This is a genomic window from Daejeonella sp., from assembly GCF_030684675.1.
Lineage (GTDB): Bacteria > Bacteroidota > Bacteroidia > Sphingobacteriales > Sphingobacteriaceae > Daejeonella.
Genome location: NZ_JAUXXZ010000016.1, coordinates 102,687 through 126,164, shown reverse-complemented (window position 1 = coordinate 126,164; position 23,478 = coordinate 102,687). Strand labels below are relative to the sequence as shown.

The 23,478-nt window shown below is 38.9% G+C and carries 21 protein-coding genes; 3 read left to right on the top strand and 18 right to left on the bottom strand.

Annotated features, from left to right (window positions below):
- Nucleotides 1-150 precede the first annotated feature (150 nt).
- Together fmt and Q8M41_RS02975 are read right to left on the bottom strand one after the other, a co-directional pair.
- Nucleotides 151-1,065 (bottom strand): methionyl-tRNA formyltransferase, encoded by a 915-nt coding sequence (gene fmt, locus Q8M41_RS02980; protein WP_305363753.1) that lies wholly within the window; start codon nt 1,063-1,065, stop codon nt 151-153.
- Nucleotides 1,066-1,149: 84 nt separating this feature from the next.
- Nucleotides 1,150-2,316, bottom strand: a complete 1,167-nt coding sequence (locus tag Q8M41_RS02975) for a DUF1343 domain-containing protein (RefSeq protein WP_305363752.1) — start codon at nt 2,314-2,316, stop codon at nt 1,150-1,152.
- Between the two features lie 216 nt (nt 2,317-2,532).
- Between Q8M41_RS02975 and Q8M41_RS02970 the strand changes: the two genes are divergently transcribed.
- Entirely contained in the window at nt 2,533-3,753 is a 1,221-nt protein-coding gene (locus Q8M41_RS02970; protein WP_305363751.1) for an FtsX-like permease family protein, read from the top strand.
- Nucleotide 3,754: 1 nt separating this feature from the next.
- Here Q8M41_RS02970 and Q8M41_RS02965 read toward each other — a convergent pair whose 3' ends face one another.
- The 10 genes from Q8M41_RS02965 to Q8M41_RS02920 form a co-directional block, all read right to left on the bottom strand.
- Nucleotides 3,755-4,189 (bottom strand): hypothetical protein, encoded by a 435-nt coding sequence (locus Q8M41_RS02965; RefSeq protein ID WP_305363750.1) that lies wholly within the window; start codon nt 4,187-4,189, stop codon nt 3,755-3,757.
- Nucleotides 4,190-4,208: 19 nt separating this feature from the next.
- On the bottom strand, nt 4,209-4,550 hold the full coding sequence (locus Q8M41_RS02960; protein ID WP_305363749.1) for a hypothetical protein: 342 nt from the start codon (nt 4,548-4,550) through the stop codon (nt 4,209-4,211).
- The gene (locus Q8M41_RS02955; RefSeq protein WP_305363748.1) at nt 4,550-5,836 is read right to left on the bottom strand and encodes an outer membrane beta-barrel protein; all 1,287 of its coding nucleotides are present in this window, start codon (nt 5,834-5,836) and stop codon (nt 4,550-4,552) included. Before Q8M41_RS02955 ends, Q8M41_RS02960 begins: the two co-directional genes overlap by 1 nt.
- Nucleotides 5,833-6,381: an RNA polymerase sigma factor gene (locus Q8M41_RS02950; RefSeq protein WP_305363747.1), complete on the bottom strand. Its 549-nt coding sequence runs from the start codon at nt 6,379-6,381 to the stop codon at nt 5,833-5,835. The genes Q8M41_RS02955 and Q8M41_RS02950 overlap by 4 nt, the downstream gene beginning before the upstream one ends.
- Nucleotides 6,382-6,384: 3 nt before the next feature.
- On the bottom strand, nt 6,385-6,834 hold the full coding sequence (locus Q8M41_RS02945) for a hypothetical protein (protein WP_305363746.1): 450 nt from the start codon (nt 6,832-6,834) through the stop codon (nt 6,385-6,387).
- A gap of 347 nt (nt 6,835-7,181) precedes the next feature.
- A complete protein-coding gene (gene mazG / locus Q8M41_RS02940; RefSeq protein ID WP_305363745.1) occupies nt 7,182-7,991 on the bottom strand; it encodes a nucleoside triphosphate pyrophosphohydrolase in 810 nt (269 codons plus the stop codon).
- Nucleotides 7,992-8,073: 82 nt separating this feature from the next.
- Nucleotides 8,074-8,748, bottom strand: a complete 675-nt coding sequence (gene mnmD, locus Q8M41_RS02935; protein ID WP_305363744.1) for a tRNA (5-methylaminomethyl-2-thiouridine)(34)-methyltransferase MnmD — start codon at nt 8,746-8,748, stop codon at nt 8,074-8,076.
- A gap of 24 nt (nt 8,749-8,772) precedes the next feature.
- Nucleotides 8,773-9,270, bottom strand: coding sequence for a rhodanese-like domain-containing protein (locus tag Q8M41_RS02930; RefSeq protein WP_305363743.1), 498 nt, complete (start codon nt 9,268-9,270; stop codon nt 8,773-8,775).
- Between the two features lie 160 nt (nt 9,271-9,430).
- Entirely contained in the window at nt 9,431-10,423 is a 993-nt protein-coding gene (locus Q8M41_RS02925; RefSeq protein WP_305363742.1) for a CvpA family protein, read from the bottom strand.
- 43 nt (nt 10,424-10,466) lie between these two features.
- The gene (locus tag Q8M41_RS02920) at nt 10,467-12,518 is read right to left on the bottom strand and encodes a M13 family metallopeptidase (protein WP_305363741.1); all 2,052 of its coding nucleotides are present in this window, start codon (nt 12,516-12,518) and stop codon (nt 10,467-10,469) included.
- A 356-nt stretch (nt 12,519-12,874) separates the two neighbouring features.
- On the opposite strand from Q8M41_RS02920, the gene Q8M41_RS02915 reads away from it, so the two are divergent.
- Nucleotides 12,875-15,523: a valine--tRNA ligase gene (locus Q8M41_RS02915; RefSeq protein ID WP_305363740.1), complete on the top strand. Its 2,649-nt coding sequence runs from the start codon at nt 12,875-12,877 to the stop codon at nt 15,521-15,523.
- A gap of 17 nt (nt 15,524-15,540) precedes the next feature.
- Here the strand turns inward: Q8M41_RS02915 and Q8M41_RS02910 are convergent, their stop codons facing one another.
- The 6 genes from Q8M41_RS02910 to Q8M41_RS02885 all read right to left on the bottom strand — a co-directional run bounded on the left by Q8M41_RS02910 (nt 15,541) and on the right by Q8M41_RS02885 (nt 21,383).
- The gene (locus Q8M41_RS02910; protein ID WP_305363739.1) at nt 15,541-15,984 is read right to left on the bottom strand and encodes a hypothetical protein; all 444 of its coding nucleotides are present in this window, start codon (nt 15,982-15,984) and stop codon (nt 15,541-15,543) included.
- Between the two features lie 80 nt (nt 15,985-16,064).
- A complete protein-coding gene (locus Q8M41_RS02905) occupies nt 16,065-16,910 on the bottom strand; it encodes an arsenite methyltransferase (protein ID WP_305363738.1) in 846 nt (281 codons plus the stop codon).
- 51 nt (nt 16,911-16,961) lie between these two features.
- Nucleotides 16,962-17,291 carry a helix-turn-helix transcriptional regulator gene (locus Q8M41_RS02900; protein ID WP_305363737.1) on the bottom strand — a complete coding sequence of 110 codons (330 nt, stop codon included), beginning with the start codon at nt 17,289-17,291 and terminating at the stop codon, nt 16,962-16,964.
- A gap of 104 nt (nt 17,292-17,395) precedes the next feature.
- Nucleotides 17,396-19,777: an ATP-binding protein gene (locus tag Q8M41_RS02895; RefSeq protein ID WP_305363736.1), complete on the bottom strand. Its 2,382-nt coding sequence runs from the start codon at nt 19,775-19,777 to the stop codon at nt 17,396-17,398.
- A gap of 196 nt (nt 19,778-19,973) precedes the next feature.
- Entirely contained in the window at nt 19,974-20,711 is a 738-nt protein-coding gene (locus Q8M41_RS02890; protein WP_305363735.1) for an acyl-CoA desaturase, read from the bottom strand.
- A 216-nt stretch (nt 20,712-20,927) separates the two neighbouring features.
- A complete protein-coding gene (locus Q8M41_RS02885; RefSeq protein ID WP_305363758.1) occupies nt 20,928-21,383 on the bottom strand; it encodes a type I restriction enzyme HsdR N-terminal domain-containing protein in 456 nt (151 codons plus the stop codon).
- Between the two features lie 622 nt (nt 21,384-22,005).
- On the opposite strand from Q8M41_RS02885, the gene holA reads away from it, so the two are divergent.
- Nucleotides 22,006-23,037: a DNA polymerase III subunit delta gene (holA, locus tag Q8M41_RS02880; RefSeq protein ID WP_305363734.1), complete on the top strand. Its 1,032-nt coding sequence runs from the start codon at nt 22,006-22,008 to the stop codon at nt 23,035-23,037.
- Nucleotides 23,038-23,478: the final 441 nt, after the last annotated feature.

Sequence of the window (23,478 nt, the reverse complement as noted above, 5' to 3'; positions counted from 1 at the left end):
GGGGGAATTAAAGGGGGTGGAACCTCCCCGTAGCCCCTCCAAAGGGGCACAGCATAGCGCCTAAATCCCTACTTAATAATAAATTTTGATACTTTGACACCTGTTTAAAGATGTGTCCACACGATAGGATAGCTATCGGGTGGGGAATAGTTATAGCCTGACTCCTCTTAGAAATTCATCGACTTTCATTCGCTTTTTGCCTTCTAATTGTAATTCAAGGACTGAAATTAAGCCATCGCGGCAGGCAAATTTGAGATAGGTTTTATTATCCGTCAGAACACTTCCGGGTTTATCGCTTATGTCTTTTTTTTCAGCTATCGCGCTATAAATTTTCAATGTTTTATCCTGTAAGTGGCAAAATGCCGCAGGATGCGGACTTAATCCCCTGATCAGGTTAAAAACCTCTTTAACCGGGCGATCCCATTTGATCAGGCAATCTTCCCTGAAAATCTTTGGAGCCTTTTTAAGCTCATTTTCCTGATGAGTGTTTTGCGATACCTCCTTGTATTTCCCCGCTTCTATTGCCTTAAGGGTTTTTACCAGTAATCCGGCACCAATTACCATTAATTTGTCATGCAGGTCACCGGCTGTGTCATCATCTTCAATATCAAGCTCTTCAGCAAATAAAAGATCACCTGTATCGATCTCCTGCTTCAGAAAAAATGTGCTTACACCAGTCCGCTTTTCCCCGTTAATAATTGCCCAGTTGATTGGTGCTGCGCCACGGTACTGGGGCAGGAGGGATGCATGTAAGTTTATTGTACCTTTTGGAGGCATATTCCATACCAATTCAGGTAACATTCTGAATGCTACAACTACCTGTATGTCAGCGTCTAATGATTTAAGTTCTTTTAAAAAATCGGGATCTTTTAATTTTATCGGCTGAAGAACCTTCAATCCCTTTTTAACCGCAAATCTTTTAACAGCAGACTCACTAATCTTTTGTCCTCTCCCTGCCGGTTTATCCGGAGCAGTAATAACTCCTACAATATCAAAATCAGCATCCAAAAGGGCACTTAAGGAGGCAACTGCAAAATCCGGGGTGCCCATGAAAATGATTTTCATAATGAGGTTTGAGGTATGAGGTTTGAGGTATGAGGACTGAGGACTGAGGTATGAAGTAGTCCTCCCGACCTCTGGCTTCCGACCTTACTGATAAAGCAAATACTTCTTCCTCATGATCTTATATTGAGAGAGCCCGGGTTCCCAGCTTTGGCGGATTTCTTCTTCAGATTTGCCGGCTATGATCTGTTGTTTGAGGTCGTAAGTTCCAGCCAACTTGTCAAAATTACCCATCTGGTTACTTTGTTTGAAATCAAAGAACTTCTCTTTGTACGGATAGGCTTTATATAGTTCTATCAACCAGCTAAGGTTTATCTTTCCTTCTTTCCTGATCTTATTGGTATTATACTGCCTTAAGTCGATTCCAAAGCAATCTTTATTCATATGCAATGGCGTTTCACTCATTCCTTTTATACTTTTTGGCATAAAAGAGAATTTATATTTATCATTCAGATCAGGATTGCCGAGTACTGTGAAAGGGAAGTAAGTCCCTCGTCCCTGACTGATAATTGTACCTTCAAAAAGACAAAGTGAAGGGTAAAGTAATATAGATTGACCTGTATTCAGGTTTGGAGATGGTTTAACCGGTAAAACATAGGGTGTAGCATGGGTATAATTCGCGATCTTAATGATCTTAATTTTACATTTAACTTTATTTGCCATCCATCCCTCTCCATTAAGCATTTGCGCATATTCTGCAATGGTAAGTCCATGTGTGATTGGAATTGGATTATAACCGATTCCCGACTTCAATCTTGGATCAAGAACAGGACCGTCAACATAAAAACCATTCGGATTGGGGCGATCAAGGATCAGAACTTCTTTATTATTCTCTCCGCAGGCTTCCATAACATGCTGCAGGGTATTGATATAGGTATAGAACCTGGTGCCCACATCCTGTATATCATAGACCATCAGATCCACATCATCCATATCTTCTTTTGTAGGTTTTAAATGTTTCCCATACAAAGAGATTACAGGTAATCCGGTTCTAGCATCAAAACTATCATCAACCTTAACGCCGGCACTTGCATCACCACGAAAGCCGTGTTCAGGTCCAAATATTTTTACAATCTTAACTCCAAGTTTAAGCAGGCTGTCGACCACCGTTGTATTTCCAATGACAGAAGTTGGATTTACTACCATTCCTATCCGCTTTCCTTTAAGATAAGGAAGATATTGGTCGATCTGTTCAGCCCCTGTGCGAAGTTTTCCACTAATAGGGTCAGTGGATCTGAACTCAGCATCTTTCATGTTTAAAGAAAAGATTTTTGATTGTTCAGCCTGAACTCTAAATGTATTGACTGAGAGAAATAAAATGACAGTTATAATGAGATAGCTTGATCGGTGCATGGTCAAAGAAAATTATAGATTATAAAATTGTTAGTTAATTGTTCTTATTAATTGGTTCGGAAACGAAATTAAAAAAAATGCATCTTTGTTAAAGGTACAAAAAAAACCATTTCAGGATTGAATTTACCCCTTTTCATTGCAAAACGCATATCGTTTAATTCCAATCGAACCTTTTCGAAGCTAATTGTGCGTATCGCAATTCTTGGAATTATGCTGGGCTTAGCTGTGATGATACTTGCAATAGCTATAGTCAAGGGCTTTAAATCAGAGATTCGTGAAAAGGTACGTGGATTTTCTGGTGATATTCAGATATCTAAACTGGATCTCAATACTTCCTATGAAAACACTTCATTTAGCATTTCTGATTCTTCACGTCAAAAAATCCTGAAGCAGGAGGGAATAGAATATATACAATCATTTGCTACCAAACCAGGAATAATCAACACGAATGAAGAAGTCGAGGGGGTTGTATTAAAGGGTGTTGGTCGGGATTATAAGTGGGAGTATTTCAAGAAAATTCTCGTAGAGGGAACTGTTATTGATTTTTCGGATACCCTGAAGTCCAGAACACAGATTCTGATCTCAAAATTTACCGCAGACCGCCTCAAGCTGAAGGTAGGCGATGATTTCCTGATGTATTTTATTGAAAACTCCCTGCGCAAACGAAAATTTCAAATCGTGGGAATTTACAATCTTGGAGTTGAAGAAGTGGATAAATTGTTTGTGATCGGGGATATCGGATTAATCCGGAGCCTTAATAAATGGGCTCCGACTGATGTTGGTGGGTATGAATTAAGGGTTACTGACTTCAATAAGCTTGATGAAATTGAAGCGAGGGTTTATGATGATCTTGATATTGAACTTAAATCATACACGATTAGGCAGTATTATCCAACCATCTTTGAATGGTTATCCCTGCTGGATGTCAATACTCAGGTAATTTTGATCCTGATGCTTGCAGTTGCGGTTATCAATATGATTTCTGCACTTCTGATTATGATTCTTGAACGAACTAATATGATCGGAATACTGAAGGCTCTGGGAAATACAAACTGGCAGATTCGTAAGATATTTCTTTACAATGCTGCTTACCTGATTGCATGGGGGCTGCTATGTGGCAATATTTTGGGTATCGGGCTTGGTTTGTTTCAGTCACAGACCCATTTCTTTACTCTGGATCAGGCATCTTATTACATTGATTTTGTACCCGTTCAATTGGATGTTCCGGATATTCTGATGCTGAATGCCGGAACCTTGCTGATCAGTTTATTCGTTTTGCTGCTGCCCTCAATGCTTGTAACAAGAATATCGCCGCTTAAAGCCATCAGGTTTAAGTAAATCATTCTTTTCTTATGATCAGTAAGGCTTTTTTGTCCTGTTTTTTACCGAGTTCCGGAAAAGGGTTAACTTCCTTAAGTAAAACAGTATAACTGTTATTGTTCAACCGAATTATTGCACTGTCTTCGGTATTGTTCCCGGTGTCACAAAAGCCCAGACAAAGCTCAGCGAAAGTCTCTGCTCCTGAATTATCTGACATCCTTAATTTAACCCGGGCATTACCGGCACTTATACATAAAGCATTTATCGGACAGCGGCTATCATTAACTGATTGTAATGTGATAGTTAAACCATTATTGTTTCCCTGCAGGACAATACTTTCATTTTCATTCAGTTCAAAGGGACTGTCAAATTCAATGGAATCTTTTTCACATGAGCTGATTAAAAGTCCCGTAAAACAAACCAGAACTAATAGGTATTTATTGATGTTGTTCATAGGTATTTCAGTTTATAATTTAATTACTCTTCCAGATCAATTCAATCGATCCGGTAAACTTCAGATTTTGGTAGTTGGCGGCGGATAAGTTCAGAACATTTCCATCACAGTTGTACAGCAGAGGCACACTATTTATATTGGGTTCACAGTTAGAGACAATAAAAACTGTTTGTTTCTCATAGGTAGATCTTGAAACATTGTAACACTGATTTAGTGAGCTCAGGCGACCGATCTCCTGCTCTAACCAGGGAAGATCATTCATTGGATCATTTCCGCCGCATGAACTGTTGGACTTTTCGCATGAGAACAATAGGCATACACCAGAAAGGAGTGCTGCTTTGAATAACAATTTAAGTTTCATCACGGTTTTTTTGCGGAGTTAAAATTCAGTTTAACATTTATTCCTGATGCTCCAAATCTGATGTTTTCACTCCCCAGTCCGCCCAGTGGATATTTTAAAAATGGTTCAATTGTCAGGCTTCGCTTTTTGCTTAAGCGGGTATTAAATCCAAAAGATACATTCAGGGTGCGCATCAGATCAAAGTCTTTCATTTGCCTGCTTATTTCCTGCTTGTTGGCGACTGCAGAAGATCCCACAAATGAGTTAAAATTAGATTGCTTAACAGCGTATTTTTCGCTCAGATAAGTGCCTGAGCTTAAACCAGCAAGGAAATAAGTGTTACTTTTCTGGGGATTAAACAGGTATTTAATGTTAACAGGAATATCGAGGCCAAGAAGTTCTGCTTCATAATTACTAAGTGCTACAAGGGTTCCAACAATTGATGAGTTAGCATCCTGAAATGATCCATAATTATTTGACGGTTCATTTTGATTGTAGGCAAGGCTGTTTTTACTCAGGTTAAGGCCGGTCGAAATTCTCAGGTTCTTACTAATCCTGAAGTCGGATGAAAGACCGGCACCCACATTCACATTGTTCACACTGCCTTCTGCATAATTAATGAAGGAACCGACATAAACACTGAGTGAAAAATTCTTTTTGCTGCTCTTTTCAGACTTTTTCCCCTTTTCTTCCGCTAGTTTTAATTCTTCAGGCTTTGGTTTTAAATTGTAATCTGTCTGTGTGACTTCTCCAATTGCGAGAACCATTGTGTCTTGTTTAATTGTGGGTTCTTCGGTAGTTTTTAGCAATTTTGCAATAGGATTTTCATAGGTAGATGCTGAATCCTTAGCAGAAATCACCAATCTGTCTGATATTTTAGAATAATCAGCAGGGTGATTAATAAGTAATTTTTTTTCTTCCCGAAATGCGGAATTAAGTATAGTGGCAGGTTTTGTATCTGAGCCTGGTTTTAATTCTTTCGTAATTAATTTGGATGAGGCAGGAGCAGAGATTGTTAGTTGAGGAGCGGTTGAGCTGGCTTCAGATTCTGTTTTTTTACTCTCAATGGATGTTTTGTTTTTAGCTGTAATATGCTCCTTCTTTATTTCAGGAATATACAGCCATAGCCCGGAAAACAGGATTAATAATGCAGCAGCAGAACTGATCCAAAAGAACAAAGGTCTGCTTTTTTCTTCGGGATACTTCTTGCGCAGTTCCAGCCAACCCTCATTTGAGGCAAGATCTTCGAAATCATCGAAAACCTGGTGGAATTTAGCTGCAATTCTCTGATCTTCCGTTTCTTTCATGCTGATTGTTCTAAACTGAAGGCTAACCTTAATTTTTCTTTTGCCCTGCTTAAATTTACACGGGATGAACTGGCAGGGATCTGAAGTATATTTCCAATCTCCTCATGGCTATACCCGTCTATCTCATACATATTAAAAACCATCCTTTGTACATTGGGAAGCTTGTCCAATAATTTGCAGATGTCCCTGGCATTCAGGTTCTCTAAAGCCTGAGCAGGATAAGATAGTTCTGAGGCATTTTCGAGCGGACTCAGATACTGATGTTTCAGATCCTTTCTTCTCCTGTCTAAAGCTGTATTGACTACTATCCGGCTCAACCATGGTTTTAAATTCTGTTCATTTTTAAAATCTTTTATTGATTTGAATACTTTTATAAAGGAGTCATTTACAACTTCCAGCGTATCATCACGGTCAGATAAATACCTCATTCCAACACCCATAGCAAAGCTGAAGAAATGTTTGTATAGTATTTCCTGGTACTTTAAACTGCCTTTTTTGCATTCCTGAATGAGCTCTGATTCAGAAATGTGGAATGTTTTCGACATGTATCAATTTGTTCTCTTCAATCTGTATTGGTATGATCCGGGCAACATTCCCGGCTTAACTGAGCAAGTTTTGCAAATTTCAAATTTACGTGTCAAAATTAAACTGTCATTTTTAAGTTCATAGATAAATCTACCGTTCAGAATTAAGTTCCAGTCGAAATCGGCAGTCCAGACATGTTTATCATTAAACTGAACTTCTTCTTTGTCCACCAGGTTAAATTCACCGGCTCCTCCGGCCGGTATTCTTGAAGCACCACCTGTTGAAGTGTATTCTTTGCCAGAAAGATTGACTGATACAGTACTCTGGCTTTTTATAGGCCTGGTTTCGCCGGGACCCGCATAATAGTAATGACCGGTATAGTTTCCATCCAATAAGCTCAGATTAATTTTGTCTGAACAGGATGCTGCAAAAAGTAAAATCGAAAAAAGTAAAAGTAATCCCGTAGTTCTCATATATAGTGTTTTATATATCTAAGACGGATCAGGATACAGAAATGCTACAATGATTTAAAAAAAACATTTTGATTAGGGTAAGGGAAGGCTTAGAGCTAATATTTCTGAGGTTCAAGTCAATTTATGCATGACAAATAAAAATTTTCTACAATACTCAGTTGAATGTCATTGCGAGCGCAGCGTGGCAATCTCCTTACTAATAGTGCTAAACGTCATGGGATTGCTTCGTCGTGCCTCCTCGCAATGACACGGGGCTGTACTCGTAATTGGCAAGAGGCTGCGATCGAATAACAAAATGCATGTTATTTCTCCCAAAGAATTATTTCGATTCTTTTATTCGAGAATGTTTATTTTTGAGTTTTGGCTTCATTCCAGAAAACATCCATTTCGGATAAAGTCATGTCTTTGAGGCTTTTACCGAGTTCTTTTGCCTTGCCTTCGAGATACTGGAAACGTTTAATAAACTTCTTGTTTGTTTTTTCGAGGGCATCTTCAGGGTTGATATCGATGAAACGAGCGTAGTTGATCAGAGAGAACATCAGGTCGCCGAATTCCCCCTCAGCCTTCTCTTTATCAATGGTTGTATTATTATCTGTATTGAATTCATCCCTGAATTCCCTTAACTCTTCTTCTACCTTTTCCCATACCTGAGCCTTTTCTTCCCAGTCGAAACCAACACCTCTTGCTTTTTCCTGAATTCTTGAAGCTTTGATCAGGGCCGGCAATGAAGCAGGGACCCCTTCGAGTACTGATTTATTGCCCTCTTTTAATTTCAGTTGCTCCCAGTTACGTTTTACATCGGCTTCATCTTTAACCTGTACATCACTGTAGATATGGGGATGCCTGTGGATCAATTTATCACAAATGCCATTCAGAACGTCAGTGATGCTAAAATCATTGTTTTCAGAAGCGATGCGTGTGTAAAACACAAGATGAAGCATGATATCACCCAATTCTTTTCTGATCTCGTTCATATCCCCTTCAAGGATTGCATCAGAAAGTTCGTAGGTTTCCTCAATAGTAAGGTGCCTGAGTGTTTCCATCGTTTGCTTTTTATCCCATGGGCATTGCTCACGAAGGGTATTCATGATCGTTAATAAACGTTCAAAGGACTTTGCAGGTGTATCGGCGGAAGGAGGGATCGGATTTGCAGACATTTATTGAGATTAATATTGCAAAAATAGGATTTTGATCTTGTTATTTCGTGGGGTGGAATGATAATCAGCCACAGGGCGAAATTTACATTTTTATAGCCCGTAACATCTCACGCTTGCCAGCTGCGCCTGGTGCCTTTTCAATCACAAACCCTAAGCTTTTCATCGTTCTTTTCAGATCTCCCGTAATCGCATAAGTCACAAATACTCCGCCTGTTTTTAAGAATTTGGAAATATGTTTCAGGGATTCAAGATTCCACATCTCCGGCTGATGGACGGCCGCAAATGCATCAAAGTAAACAACATCAAAAGGCTCTTTAGAATTGAAATCAAGCATTTTTTCAGGTTCTATTTTAAGCTTACATGATTTGCCAATCTGTACCACAGACTTTTGCGCTTTCTCGTATTGCCCTGTGAACGAATCCCATAAGTCATGAGTGATATACTTCTCGTATCCGGTATCTCCAATAATTTCCTGTTTGAGGGGATAGGCTTCAATGCCGGTATAGTCGAGTTCAATGTTGTTTTCTGAGCAAAAATCAGCAGTAACCAAAAAGTTAAGTCCTGTGCCAAAACCTACCTCTATAATTTTGACTTTTTCAAGTTCGCTTTTTTCAAGGAAATATCGCATCCCGGTATTGAGGAAAACATGTTTGCTTTCCTGTAAAGCACCATGCCGGGAGTGATAATGCTCTCCAACTTCTCTATTGAAAAGAGTTTTTGAACCATCGGATGTAAATGCAAAGCTTAAATGATCCATGCCGGCTTATTGGTCGAAGTCAAATTAATTTACTTTGGTACCGCGTTCAGCCCAGCGATCCCAGTTCTTGTCGTAGGTATGGATTTCGGCAGTTTGAACTCCATTTTGTTTATACACAGGATGCCCCTGATTAACCCATTCAAAAATGCCACCATAGAGGTTGAACACATTTTTATAACCTGCGGCGATCAATTTTTCTCCAATTTTTTCACTTCGAATTCCTACTGAGCAATACACAATAACTGTTGAATTTTTGCGAATATCATAAACCTTGCGCATATCGAACCAGAAATTTCCAACATGACGCGCATTTTTTATGTGACTGACCATAAATTCATCTTCTTCCCGGGTGTCAAGAATATGGAGATTGTATTTATCGATCTTTATAAATTCATCTATTGTGATCAATGGGACTGTTTGCTTGTAAAGACTATCTAATGTCTGTTTGTATTCAGGATTGTTGATCTGAGCGATCAGCGGGCTGCTTAGTAAACAAAAAAGAATGAGCAAATACCTATGCATAGAAAGTATTTAATTGGTTTATAAATGATCCTGAAATTATAACAATAATATTGCCAGTTTGTTACGTGAATTAATAATATAATCGTTTTTAATTGGATAAGATGTGTTGCAAATTTAAAAAAAAGAGCAGGGCTTTTGGCTCTGATTTTGCTTTTAAGTATCAATTTCTAAATAACTGTGTGATCATAAGACCATTATATCCTCCATCCAGAATCCCTATACCAACTTTGCCAAATGATTTAAGTTCTATGTTTGCACGATGAGTAGGGGATTCCATCAGACCAATGTGTGCAAGACTCAGATTTTGAGCTAAAGCAAGGTTTTCGCCCGCTATTCTGAACTGAATTCCATTTTTTCTGATTCTGTCGAAAGGGCTTTTCCCCTCCGGGTTAAAATGAGAAAAATACCCCCTCCGAAACATGTCTTTTGAATGTGTTCTGGCCACTTCCGCCAGCTCTTCATCAAAGTAAAGATCAGGCAGCCCCAATTTTTCTCTTTCAGTATTAATCATATCTAACATTCCAATTTCCAGCTCTTTTCTAAGCAGGGGCTTTTCCACTTTAAAAGGTAATGGTATAATCTCCTTTCCATTTGGAAAAATAGTAAGGCTTCTGCCAAATTTATTTCTGAGGTCATTTAGAACATTATTGACCCTTTCTCCGGCCCAGTCCGGTTTTTGTGTCAATGTATTAGCTAATACGCTTTGTCGGGCTTCTTTTGTTGCATCCCCGACAGGGTAAAGGAGGAAAAAAAGGGACAATAAGAGGGCATAAAACAGACCTGAGAATAAGCCCGGGATAATTCCGCTCAATTTATTTAAGGGATGTTCATTTTTTGACTCAGGTATTTTTTCATTAATCCCGTCGCAGATTTCGTAGATCATCCGGCTGAATATGGCCAGGATCAGGATGAAACTCATGGGTCTTAACCAAATTATAGAAATGCTGAAAAGTCTGTCAAGAAAGGTGGCAAGAAGTTCTGAAAAGAGCAGTGCAGCGATGAAGCTGCCAAGCCAGATGAAAATTTCTGTAATGGATGCCAGAAAGCCATTATGCCAGCCCCGCCATGCTGAGAGCAGGATTAAACTTATTAAAATCAGATCGATATAATTCATTGCTGGCATAGAAAAAGCCCTTTGTTCGAAAATACTCAAACAAAGGGCTTAAATCCTAATTAACAATTTTTTTAAGATCAGATTACCATATTTTGATGCGATCTTCCGGCTTTTTGTAAAGTTTATCACCCGGCTTTATATCAAAAGCCTGATACCATGCATCCATATTTATAGGTGCGCCGATAGTGCGGTAAGGTCCGGGAGAATGTGTATCAGTTACAATTAACTGTGCAGCAGTTTCATTCAGGATATTACCTTTCCAAACCTGTGCCCATGAAAGGAAGAATCGCTGATCAGGGGTAAACCCATCAATTTTAACATTGCTTTTTCCTTGTTTGGTCATTTTGAAAGCTTCGTATGCAGCATTCAATCCGCCAAGGTCACCAATGTTCTCACCAAGTGTCAGTTTACCATTAACATGAACCGTGTCAAGCACTGTATAGGCATCAAATTGTTCCTGCAGGGCAGTCGCTTTAACTTTGAACTTAGTTCTGTCTTCGTCTGTCCACCAATTGCGTAAAGTGCCGTCTTTATCATACTGGCTTCCTGAATCATCAAAGCCATGGGAAATTTCATGGCCTATAACTGCTCCAATACCGCCATAGTTTACCGCATCATCTGCATTAGCATCAAAGAAAGGGAATTGGAGGATACCTGCCGGGAATACAATTTCGTTATTTACCGGGTTGTAATAAGCATTTACAGTTGGTGCAGTCATAGCCCAGCGGGTTTTATCAACAGGCTTGCCCAGTTGATTCACCATTTCAGTATAGCTCCAGGTTCCGGCATTTCTGACATTATTAAAAAATGTTCCTCTGTTAATTTCAAGTCCCTCGTAATTTTTCCATTTGTCAGGATAAGCAATCTTCGGAGTAAATGCATGAAGTTTATCCAGGGCTTTCTGTTTGGTCACACCGGTCATCCAATCCAGGTTTTTTATCCTGATCTCATAAGCTTTTACCAAATTGCTTACCAGTTCCTGCATTCTAGCTTTTGCTTCAGGTTGGAAGTGTTTTTTAACATAGATCTGTCCAAGAAGATCGCCAACAGAGCCGTCAGTTAAAGAGGACATCCGCTGCCAGCGGGGAGTTTGTACTTTCTGACCTGTTAATATTTGTGTAAAGGCAAAACTGGCATCAACAAAGTCAGAACTCAGGTATGGTGCTGAACTTTTCAGAACATTCCACTTCAGGTATGTTTTGAGGTCATCAAGTGGTGCTGAGCCTAACAAAGTATTCAGTTCGGTAAAGAATTTTGGAGAGTTCACTAATACAGTATCCTGTTCCTTAACCTTCATTAATGGGAGTAAGGTCTCCCAATTGAGGTTGGGTGTTGTTTTACTGAGTTCTGCTATGGCAAATTTATTATAAGTTTTATATGGATCGCGCATTTCAACACGACTCATTTGAGCAGCTGCCAGGGACTTTTCTATATTGAAAATTATACCAGCACTTTTTTCAGCATCGGCCTGAGAAGAACCTGTAAGCGTGAAAAGTTTGCTGATATAATTTTTATAGGATTCCTGAATTTTCAGGCTCCTTGGATCATTCTTTAAATAATAGTCGCGATCGGGTAGGGTGGCTCCGCCCTGAAAAAGCTGTGGGACAATGTTTTTGACATATTTTCTATCCTGTCCAACAAAAAAAGCAAAAAATGGGGAGCCGGCTCCGGATGTCCTCATTTCAGCGGCATGATTGATCAGGCCTTTTAGATCTGATAGTTGCGCTACTTTTTCAAGGTCATTATTGATTGGGCTATATCCCAGTTTTTCGATAGTGACACTGTCCATACCTGCCAAGTAGAAATCACCGACACGCTTTTCTATTGAGCCTGGAGCCGCACTTTTATTATTTGCAGATTCAGCAAGGATGGTCTTCACGGCATTGATGTTAAAGTCGCGAAGCAGGTTGAAACTTCCCCATCTGGTTTCTTTTGCAGGTACCGGATTGTTTTTTATCCAGGTACCGCTGGCATATTGGTAGAACTCATCACCGGGTTTTTTGCTCAGATCCATGCTTGATTTGTCGATGAATAATGGCTTTTTAACTGGTTTTGAATCATGTTGTGCGGAAACCTGCAATGACAGGGTACAGATGGCCCCGAAGAGCATTAATTTAATGTAATTCTTATTCATGATTTTTTGGTTAGTAAAAACAGGCTGTAAAAATAGCAGATAAAAGGATGAAGAAGAAAAATAATAGTATTTCTACTTATTAAACCAGGAAAGTAAACGGCCCAACTTCAGGTAATTGAGAAAAAAATAGGTAATATTTGACCAGGAGATGATTTTCATAGCTGAAAAAATCTGATTTATATAATAACACCTGAATGAGAATTATATTGTTTTATTGGTCAATAAGTTAATTAAAAAAGGTAATTCAGCATAAATTTTGTTGGTATTAATGGATTTTTATAAAAATTCAGAACCTGCATGTTCCAATAATACCTTCCAAAAACGTATTTTCGCATGTTAATTTTCCCCTTGATTAAATGAGTATTCCAAAGACGTATAATCCCAGAGAAACTGAGGATAAATGGTATAAATATTGGCTTGATAAGAAGTTCTTCCGCTCAGTGCCGGATGAAAGAGAACCCTATACTATCGTGATCCCACCACCCAATGTAACCGGGGTATTGCATATGGGGCATATGCTCAACAATACAATCCAGGATGTTTTAATCCGCAGGGCCCGAATGCAGGGCAAGAATGCCTGCTGGGTGCCCGGAACTGACCATGCATCGATAGCAACTGAGGCAAAAGTAGTTGCATTACTAAAAGAACAGGGAATTGAGAAGAAGGATGTTAGCAGAGAGGAATTTTTGAACCATGCTTATGAATGGAAGGATAAGTATGGCGGCATTATACTTAAGCAACTTGAAAAGCTGGGTGCTTCCTGCGATTGGGACAGAACCCGTTTTACCATGGAGGATGATCTTTCTGAAGCGGTAATCGATACCTTCATTCACCTTTATAAAAAAGGCTGGATTTACAGAGGCATACGTATGGTGAACTGGGATCCGAAAGGGCAGACTGCTGTTTCGGATGAAGAGGTTGTTCGTAAGGAAGTAAATCAGAAGTTATACTATATCAGATATTCAATTGTTGATCCTGCTCAGGGCTATCCTGATCATCTGGTCGTGGCGACAACAAGGCCTGAAACTATCATGGCCGATACCGCGATTTGTATCAATCCAAAAGATACCAGATTCGATTTTCTTAAGGGAAAGCAGGTGTATATTCCATTGATTAACAGGAAAATACCCATTATTCAGGATGATTATGTAGATATGGAGTTTGGTACGGGCTGTCTGAAAGTGACCCCTGCGCATGATCTGAATGACTATGAACTGGGTTTGAGGCATAAACTTCCGGTTATCGATATTCTGAATGATAATGGTACCCTTAACGAAAATGCTCAGATTCTCGTAGGTGAGGATCGCTTTGCAGCCAGGAAGAGGATTCATTTGATGCTTGATGAGGCCGGTAATCTGGAAAAGCTTGAAGACTATAAATCGCAAATTGGGTTCTCTGAGCGTACTGATGCAGCGATAGAACCCAAGTTATCGATGCAATGGTTCTGTAAAATGTCTGAAATGTCGGGGCCTGCGCTCGACTATGTTTTAAATGGCGAGATAAAATTAATTCCTGAAAAGTTTATAAATACCTATAAACACTGGATGGAAAATGTAAAAGACTGGTGTATCAGCAGGCAATTGTGGTGGGGACAACGAATTCCGGCATGGTATAATTCAAAAGAGGAGTGGGTTGTTGCAAAAACTGAAGAAGAAGCAAGTATAGAATTTAAAAAACTGTTCCCTGATTCAGATTCAACTCAAATCAGACAGGATGACGATGTGGTAGATACCTGGTTTTCATCATGGCTATGGCCGATTTCTGTTTTTGACGGATTTAAGGATCCTGATAATGCGGATATCAACTATTATTATCCAACAAATGATCTGGTTACAGCACCTGAGATTTTGTTCTTCTGGGTTGCGAGGATGATTATGGCCGGGCATGAGTTTCGGGGCGAAGTACCCTTTAGAAATGTATATCTGACTGGAATAGTACGTGATAAGCAGGGTAGAAAAATGTCCAAGTCATTGGGTAATTCTCCTGATCCTATCGGACTGATTGAAAAGTACGGAGCTGATGGAGTAAGGGTAGGTATGCTTTTGTGTTCGCCTGCCGGGAATGACCTGATGTTTGATGAAAGCTATTGTGAGCAGGGTAGAAATTTTGCAAATAAAATATGGAATGCGTTCCGACTGGTTAATGGTTGGGAAGTTGATCCTGCGCTGAGCAATACCAATCAACAGGCAATCAATTGGTTTGACTCTGCGTTTAATCAGTCATTGATAGAAATTGAGGACAATTATAAGCAGTATCGTCTTTCTGAGGCCCTGATGGGAATATATAAACTGGTTTGGGATGATTTCTGTGCATGGTATCTGGAAATGATCAAGCCTGCTTATCAGCAGCCTATAGATCAGGAGACCTACAAGATCACTGTTGACTATTTTGAGCGGATCTTAAAATTGCTCCACCCTTTGATGCCATTCCTGACTGAAGAACTATGGCATGATGATCTGTTTGCCCAGCGGGGAGAAATGGATTGTTGTATTGTAGCAAATTATCCGTTAGCAGGTAAGATTGATACAGCACTTGTACATGATATTGAGATTGTAAAACAGGTGATCTCTGAGATCAGAAATATCAGAAATACAAAACAAATTTCTCCAAAAGAGGCTTTGACATTAAAAATTAAGGTTAATTCAGAAATCAGGTATCAGGATTATTTTAATATTGTTTCGAGACTTGCTAATATCACTGAATCTGAATTTGTGAAAGAGCCGGTGGCCGGAGCTGGTACATTTATGGCCGGTAAGGATGAATTTTTTGTGCCACTTGAAAATAGTATTGATCCCGCTGCTGAGAAGCTGCGGATAGAAAAGGAAATTGAGTATCTCAATGGATTTTTACGTGCTGTGGAATCAAAACTATCTAATGAACGTTTTGTACAGAATGCAAAACCGGAAGTGGTTGAAATTGAGCGTCAGAAGAAAGAAGATGCTTTGTCGAAGCTGAAAATACTGGAAGCGGGGTTGAAAACGCTGACAGGGTTCCAAACCCTGTAAAAAACCCTGTCAGCCTTCTAAAGGCTGACAGGGTTCAATAATGTTCTGATCTTTTCTTTTATTTCCCAGCGTTTTTTCTCGTTTCTGATTACTTTCAGGTTAACCAGATGGACCCTTTCCTTTGTGTGAACCCTCAGTTCACAAAGTTTTGTACTGATATGAGTTATATCCTGTGCAGCAACTTTTACTATTTCTTCGCTCTCTGTATCGAAATAGTTCAGTGTTTTATCACTGATTTCAATAAAAGATACTTTATGTGTTTTCCGGAACTGCCTCAACAATAAAATAAAGAAAATAATACTTAGAAATAAACTTAGCAAAAAAAGTGTAAGTGAATAAAAATAGAAAGTTACTGTAACGGCATTCAGTAATAATATTGATAAAAGCACTATAGCAAACTTAGAATTAGCAATTTCACTGTTTAAGGGACGGTGAAGGCTGATTTTATGCTGATATGTCATAGGTCAGTATGTTTTGGTATACCTATTACGTTTGTTTAACGGTAAAAGTTATATCAAAATTGTCTGATGATCAAATGTTATCAGCAACATCCTCCTCCGGGTACGCAAGCCGCTGCTTGTTGCGGTTTCGTTGCGTAAACACTAATGCTGAAGATTCCGGTATTTCCTGATTTGAATGCAAGAAGTTCTTCTGCTGAAAGGTAGTTCTGCAGAATATCATCCGGAATGATAATTGGCTTTTCCTTTTGAATTTTCATCTCTGTAAAGCCGTTTAAATTGATTAATTCAAGATAGGTTTCCTTTTGTATAGCACCTGAAACACAACCTGCATACATCTCAGCCGCATTTTTAAGCTGATCGGGGAGTTTGCCGCTGAGTACCACGTCAGAGATGCTGAAATGGCCACCCGGCTTCAAAACCCTAAATATTTCCTTAAAAACCTTATCCTTATTTGGAACAAGATTGAGTACACAATTGCTTACTACAACATCCGCAGTGTTTGATGTTACCGGCATGTGCTCAATATCTCCCTGTCGAAATTCGACATTATTAAAACCCAGATTTTCTGCATTCTGTCTTGCCTTATTGATCATGGCTTCGGTAAAATCTACTCCGATGATTTTTCCATTTTCGCCTGCTTCAGATCTCGCAATGAAGCAATCATTTCCGGCACCTGATCCAAGATCAATTACCACATCACCATTTTTGATTACGGCGAACTGGGTGGGCAAACCACATCCCAGACCCAGATCGGCATCCGGATTATAACCTTTCAGATCAGTATAATCATCAGTCATGATATTGTACACTTCTGTGCTGCATCCACCGGCACCACAGCATGAACTTTCATTTGTTGTTTTATCCTGTAATGCAATTTCACTATATTTTTGTCGGACAAGTTCTTTGATCTCTGCTTCAGTTTTCATGGTATTTTATTTATATTATTGTAATATTACGATATTTCGAATTAAATTTTTTTAACAGCAGCTATTTGTACTTTTCACGGCTGAAAGAAAGTTTCCTATTTCTTTTTCCAGCAATTGCCAGGTTTCCGGATTAATACAATAGCATATGCTGGCTCCTTCAACGGTACCCTTTATTAAGCCTGAGTTTTTTAATTCTTTGAGATGTTGCGAAATGGTGGCTTGTGCCAAACCAAGCTCAGTAACCAGATCGCCACAGATACAGGTATTCGCTTTCATGATTTCCTGAAGGATTGCTATCCGTGCCGGATGTGCCAAAGCTTTCAGTAATTGAGCCAGATGGTTTTGTTCGGCTGAGAATATTTCTGATTTGGTTAGTCCCATAATTAATTGCAATATTACGATTAATATTTTATATAATCCAATTTGGGTCTTATTTGACTTTAGTACTACAAATTTATGTACATAGAGAAAGGCCAATTCACCCCTTAATTATTTTTTTTGGACATATAGTGAAGCACTTTTCTGTATAGTTCATCAGGGAGGAATGGTTTCACGACCACGTCATTGATTCCGCTAAGTTTGATTTCATCTTCAATCTCATTTGGTAAATTGGCCGTAAGGGCAATTATTGGTAAATTTATTCCATTCTCCCTCATTTTTCTACTGGCCTCATAACCATCCATAACGGGCATGTGCAGGTCAATAAGAACCAGGTCATGTTTCTCAGGATCAACCATGTTAAGTGCCTCAAGCCCGTTTGTGGTAGTTTCGATCTTTGCCCCCCAGCGCTCCAGGAATTTTTGGGCAACCAAAATATTAATGGGATTATCTTCAACTAATAAAACAGTGATTCCGCTTAGTAATTTATTATCTTCGGTTTGAAGGTTCATATCTGCTTCTTGTTGTTCGGGATTTTGTAAGCTTTTTTCAAAGGTCTGACTGAAATAGAAATTTGAACCTTTTCCTTCCTCACTTTCAAGTTGCAAGGTCGAATTCTGTAATTCAAGTATCTTTTTACTGATCGCTAGTCCTAAACCTGTCCCTCCAAAACCACGTGAAGTGGAAGAATCAGCCTGTGTAAATCGCTCAAAGATAAGTTTTTGCTTTTCCTTAGAGATACCTATTCCGGTATCTTTTATGCTAAACTGCAGGGTGATTTGATTTTCAGTTTCTTTAATTAGTGTAATATCTAAAATTACCTGTCCCTGTTCAGTAAATTTGATTGCATTATGAAGCAGATTGCTCAAAACCTGTGATAATCGGGTGGGATCTCCCAAAACTCTGGTATGTAAGGAACTATCCAGATGTAAGTTCAGTTCGATGCCTTTATCACTGGCAGAAACCTGAAGGCCGCGGACAATATTTTTGGTGATGGACGAAATATCCATTTGAATATGTTCAAATGAGATCTTGCCTGCTTCGATTTTATTGTAATCAAGGATGTCATTAACAATTGCTAATAAATTATTTGCAGAGAACAGCATTACATTAAGACTTTCAACCTGATCTTTTCTGGGATTCTCTTTAAGTAACAAGTGACTCATCCCGATTACAGAATTCAGGGGAGTTCTGATCTCATGACTCATGGTGCTCAAAAACTCACTTTTTGCTATCAAACCCTGTTCGGCTTGTTCCCTTGCTTTTTTAAGTGTAAATGAAACTCTGTTCGAGAGAATGAGTGATTGAAAGAAAAAGAAGCCCATATAGCAAATGAAACTGGGTAGCTGCAATAATGGTGAAAGGTGCCAATAGTTTAGTATTAGGATAATAAATATGATCATTAGCATAAGCGAACTGATCAATGCGAATAATGATCCCGGCCGTTTTTTATTATAGGCCTTAAAATAAACGAATGGTACGTAAATGATACAACTGAGCATTACAAATATGAATGGATTGATCAGTTGAGTGAAAATTACAGGAGGGAAAAACAAAGTAATAATTGCAAAAGTAAAGCACAAAATGCTGATTGTTCTGACGATTAATTTATTGACATCTCTGGGGTAAAGGTAATTTGTATAGAGAGTGAACAGGCCAATGCTAAAGAACAAACTTATGTATTCCATACGAATAGCAAAAAACCAGTCAATTCCCGGCATTATGGTATGCATCACGTAATTACCTACACCCATAATCCTGTAACTGTAAACAATGGAATAGAGAGAGAACAAAAGGATCGCTTTATCGCGACTCCCCAGGAGGTATAGGCCTAAAAAGAAGAGGCCCCCCATAAACAGACATCCTGTTAAAAGAAGATCGATGGCGACGGCATGCATCCTATAGGTCTCCATATTTGATTTGCTGCCCAACACAATTGATTTGGAGATACCAGCTTTGGAATGGGAAAAATTTGCGATCTGCAGAACCATGTTCAGCGTGTCGGGGCTTTCGCTAAGATCAACTGTCTGGTATTGCCAGTAGGGTATAAAATCTTCTTCATTATCGCTAACCCGCCCATTTTTAGCCACTTTTTTGCCATTAATAAACAAACTGAAGGCTGAATACATTTCGGGGACGATTATACGCAGCGGTTCGGTGGTTTTAGGAAGGAGTATAGTAAGTTTATAGCTGGCATAACCATAGGAGGGTAGCTTTTTACCGTTCAATTCATAATTTTCCCATCTGAACGGAAAATTAACAATTTGGTACTTCTGGTTTTGTGCCTGATTACTTCTGGAACCAATTAACTGGTTCCAGTAAAAATGCCATTCGCCATCCAAAGAAATGATATCAGTTAATCTGGATTTGCGCAGGTCAAGAATGCCGTTTTTAGCATTCGGTACACCGTCGTTGGAATTATGAGATCCATACGATTTAAAATAAGACAGCAAAAGCAGTATTATATAAATGTACCTAAGGAATCTCATTGTTAACAATCAAATAGAAAATTATAATACTAATTTCGATCAGGAATAATCAAAGGTAAGGTATATAAAAATAATCGCAGGGTTAAATTTATTTCGGAAGGCGAAAGTCCTCGTTTTAATTTAATCTATAAAATTGCTTTGATTTGGCTGATTGAAATAAGACTTAAGGCTAAAAGGGAACTTAAGTCCTAAACAATCAGACAGCCTTTTTTAAGTGAATGATTCCCATGGTATCCATTAGCTTCATAACCGGATATACCGGATCGATTTCAAACCATTTCTTGCCGAAATTTGCACTATTAGGATAGCGATGGTGATTGTTCTGAAATAATTCTCCAAGCATCAGAAAATCGAAGGGGGTAGTGTTCTTTGATTTGTCTTTATTGTCGAAATTGGAATAACCGTATTTATGTCCGCACCAGTTCACAATTGCACCATGCAATGGTCCCATAAGATAATGGATTGGAAGCAGAAAAAACATCCATTCCGAGCCTTTTGGAACAAATTCGATATAAAACCAGGTATAAGCTGCCCCAAACAGGAGTCTGGACGCGATAGAGGATCCAATCCGGTCAATTAATGGCCATTCAGGATAATAGCCCTGAAAACGAGCCTCCGGATCTTTGGTACGCTTTAAATGATCACGGAAAGTGATGATTGTGGCTTTCATCAGTTGAAATACATCAGTAAAAAAATGAGGTGAATGCGGATCTTTCTCTGTATCACTATAAGCATGATGCTCTCTGTGCATCATGGCATAGGCACGGGGGTTTAAAAAGGAAGCCCCTTCAAAAATAAATGCCATAAAATAAAAAATGCGTTCCCAGCCTTTCGACATCGTAAACATCCGGTGTGAGGCATAACGGTGCTGGAAAAAAGTCTGAAAGAACAGAGAGAGAAACCAATGGGCAATAAAAAAAATCAGAATGGCCATATATACTTAAGTTGTTGAACACAAGTAATGGCCACCTGTTAAGAGGTGAATTTAGAACGAGTGAGGGTTAATCAGATTATAAATAGATCGGTCATTTTGATCTATTAGCTAATATAGTTTTTTATATCAAAATTTATGCCTGAATATTTCTAAAGATAGAACATTCCTGTGAATGATAATCAATAATCCGGATCTCAAAATTTTATTTTTGGATGTTCAGCCGGAGTATTCCGGCAATTCCTCTGCAAATCTGTACGATTGTTTTTCAAAATCAATCTCACAGCAGAAATGCTGTAATCCATTGCTGACTAATAGCCAGGGTACCTTGTGTACAAAATTATATCGTGCAATCTGGTCAAAGGTATCCTGGTTAATCTTGACAGAGGGTGCTTTGCATTCAACAAGCAAGACCTTTTCCCCATGCCTGTTGAAGAGTAGAATGTCTGAGCGTTTCTGAAGGCTGTTCAGTTTCAATCCTCCTTCCAGTCTGATCAGTGATCGCGGGTATTTCTTGTCCCTGATCAGAAACTGAATCAAATGTTGTCTGACCCATTCTTCGGGGGTGAGAACCAAATACTTTTTTCGGATCTCATCAAAAATATAGCTTATTCCGTTTTCCTCTTTAATCTTAAGTGAATAGGACGGGAGATTTAATGGGCCGGGTTTGAACATTGCAGTAAATTTCACAAAATGATTTTAATCTGGGGCATCCCAGGGATATAATTTTAAAATATTAGATTAAACTTGAAATGTAGTTTGAAGAATCGCATTATCATTGGTGTCCGGGGTAATTATAATTGTAGAAATAATGAACTTATTTACGTCTAATAATTTTTCTCTTTTCTTTTCCTGCAGCCCGCCCGGATAAACCCGTTCGGACGGGCAGAAAAGAAACATGCCGAGGAGGTACGACGAGACCATGAGTGCCTTAAAAAACAATAGACAAAAACGAATAAATGCCGCCGCTGTCCCGAAGGTTCGGGAATGCTATTAAAGTTAATGCTTTGGCTTGGTCTGTGCCTGCCGCACCATCCGCCCTGGGCGGAGGAAAAAAACGTTGACGGAGATTTTGTGCTAAGGCCAAAGCTTATGAACAATTCTGTCAGTATAGGTAAAATAATGCAAGTTTTAAGTCAGTGAAAGAAGTAAAAAAAATGATACCATGATGAAGTGGGACTTGCTTTTTATGGGACAACAAAAACATTCTAAATAGAATCTAAATGGCTATTTTATTTCAAAATTTATTTTAACCAGGCAACAGTGATTGCATTATTTCGTAATTTCGAAGAGCAAAATGAATAGCAACGAACTTATTAAAGACCTGAAAAACCGGAAGTTTAAGCCGGTTTATCTACTGCATGGCGAAGAATCATTCTACATTGATCAGATTAGTGATTATATAGAAGAAAGCGTGCTTTCTGCAGCCGAAAAAGGTTTTAATCAAACTATTTTTTATGGTAAGGATTCCGACCTGATGAGTATTCTGAATGCTGCCAAACGGTATCCGATGATGAGTGATTATCAGGTGGTTTTGGTAAAAGAAGCACAGGATTTGAAATGGGGCAAAGATGGGGATGATGATAAGAAGTCGGCAGATCCTTTGTTAAGCTATTTTGAAAATCCCCTTCCAAGTACTATTCTCGTATTTTGTTACCGGAACGGAAAGTTTGATAAGCGGAAGAAAACATATAAAGCCATAGAAAAAAAGGGTATTATTTTCGAATCTGCATCAATTCATGAGAATAAAGTTCCCGGCTGGATTGAGGGATTTGTCCGTGAAAAGGGTTATTCAATTCAGATTCAGGCTTCGGCTCTGATGGCCGAATACCTGGGGAATGATCTTTCTAAAGTGGCTAACGAACTCGAAAAGCTGATGCTGAACGTGAAAGCGGGGCAGGAGATCAGTGTCAATGATATTCAGAATAATATCGGCATTAGTAAGGAGTACAATGTATTTGAACTTCAGAATGCGATTGCCAGAAAGGATGCATTTAAAGTGAATCAAATCATTAATTATTTTGCAGAAAATCCGAAGAATAACCCAATCCAACTCCTGCTGGGGGCTCTTAACTCATATTTTACTAAAGTATTAAAGTATCATTATGCTGGCGACAAATCCCCTCAGGGTTTAGCAAGTGCATTGGGAATAGCCCCTTTCTTTGTGAGGGAATATGAACAGGCGGCCAGAAATTACAGTAAAGAGAAGGTGTTTCGGGTGATTAGTTATTTAAGGGAGTGTGATCTGAAAACCAAGGGAGTTGATGCAAGTGGAAATACAGAACAAGGCGACCTGATGAAAGAGCTTATGTTTAAGATCATCCACTAAATAACGTGAGTTCGATTATTGAATAATTTTCTTTTGTTTTAGAAAGCAAGGTCTGTTTTCTTCGGTCATACCAGTCCAGTGTTCTGCAGTAGTTTTTTGCAACAGATTTAATTTATATCATGAAAAACTAGTATTGCAAAAAAACTACAGCTGCCACCCAGGTTTATTTCAAATGGCAGGTGGTCCTATTGCCGGGCTGCCCGTTCCAATGAAATACAACACCGGGTAAAATAAACCTTGCCGGAGGAGGTAGCTTCCGGCTGTTGGTATTTGAAATAGAACGCGATTTCTTGCCGGAACTACTCCGGAGGAAAGGGCTGAACTAGCCTATAACACACAGCTATTGCTTTCAAAAATTAAATTAATGTCTACCAGAGCCTTATCCCACCAATTTAACCGTATAATTTTCCCTTCATAATATCGAACTAGCATTAAATTATC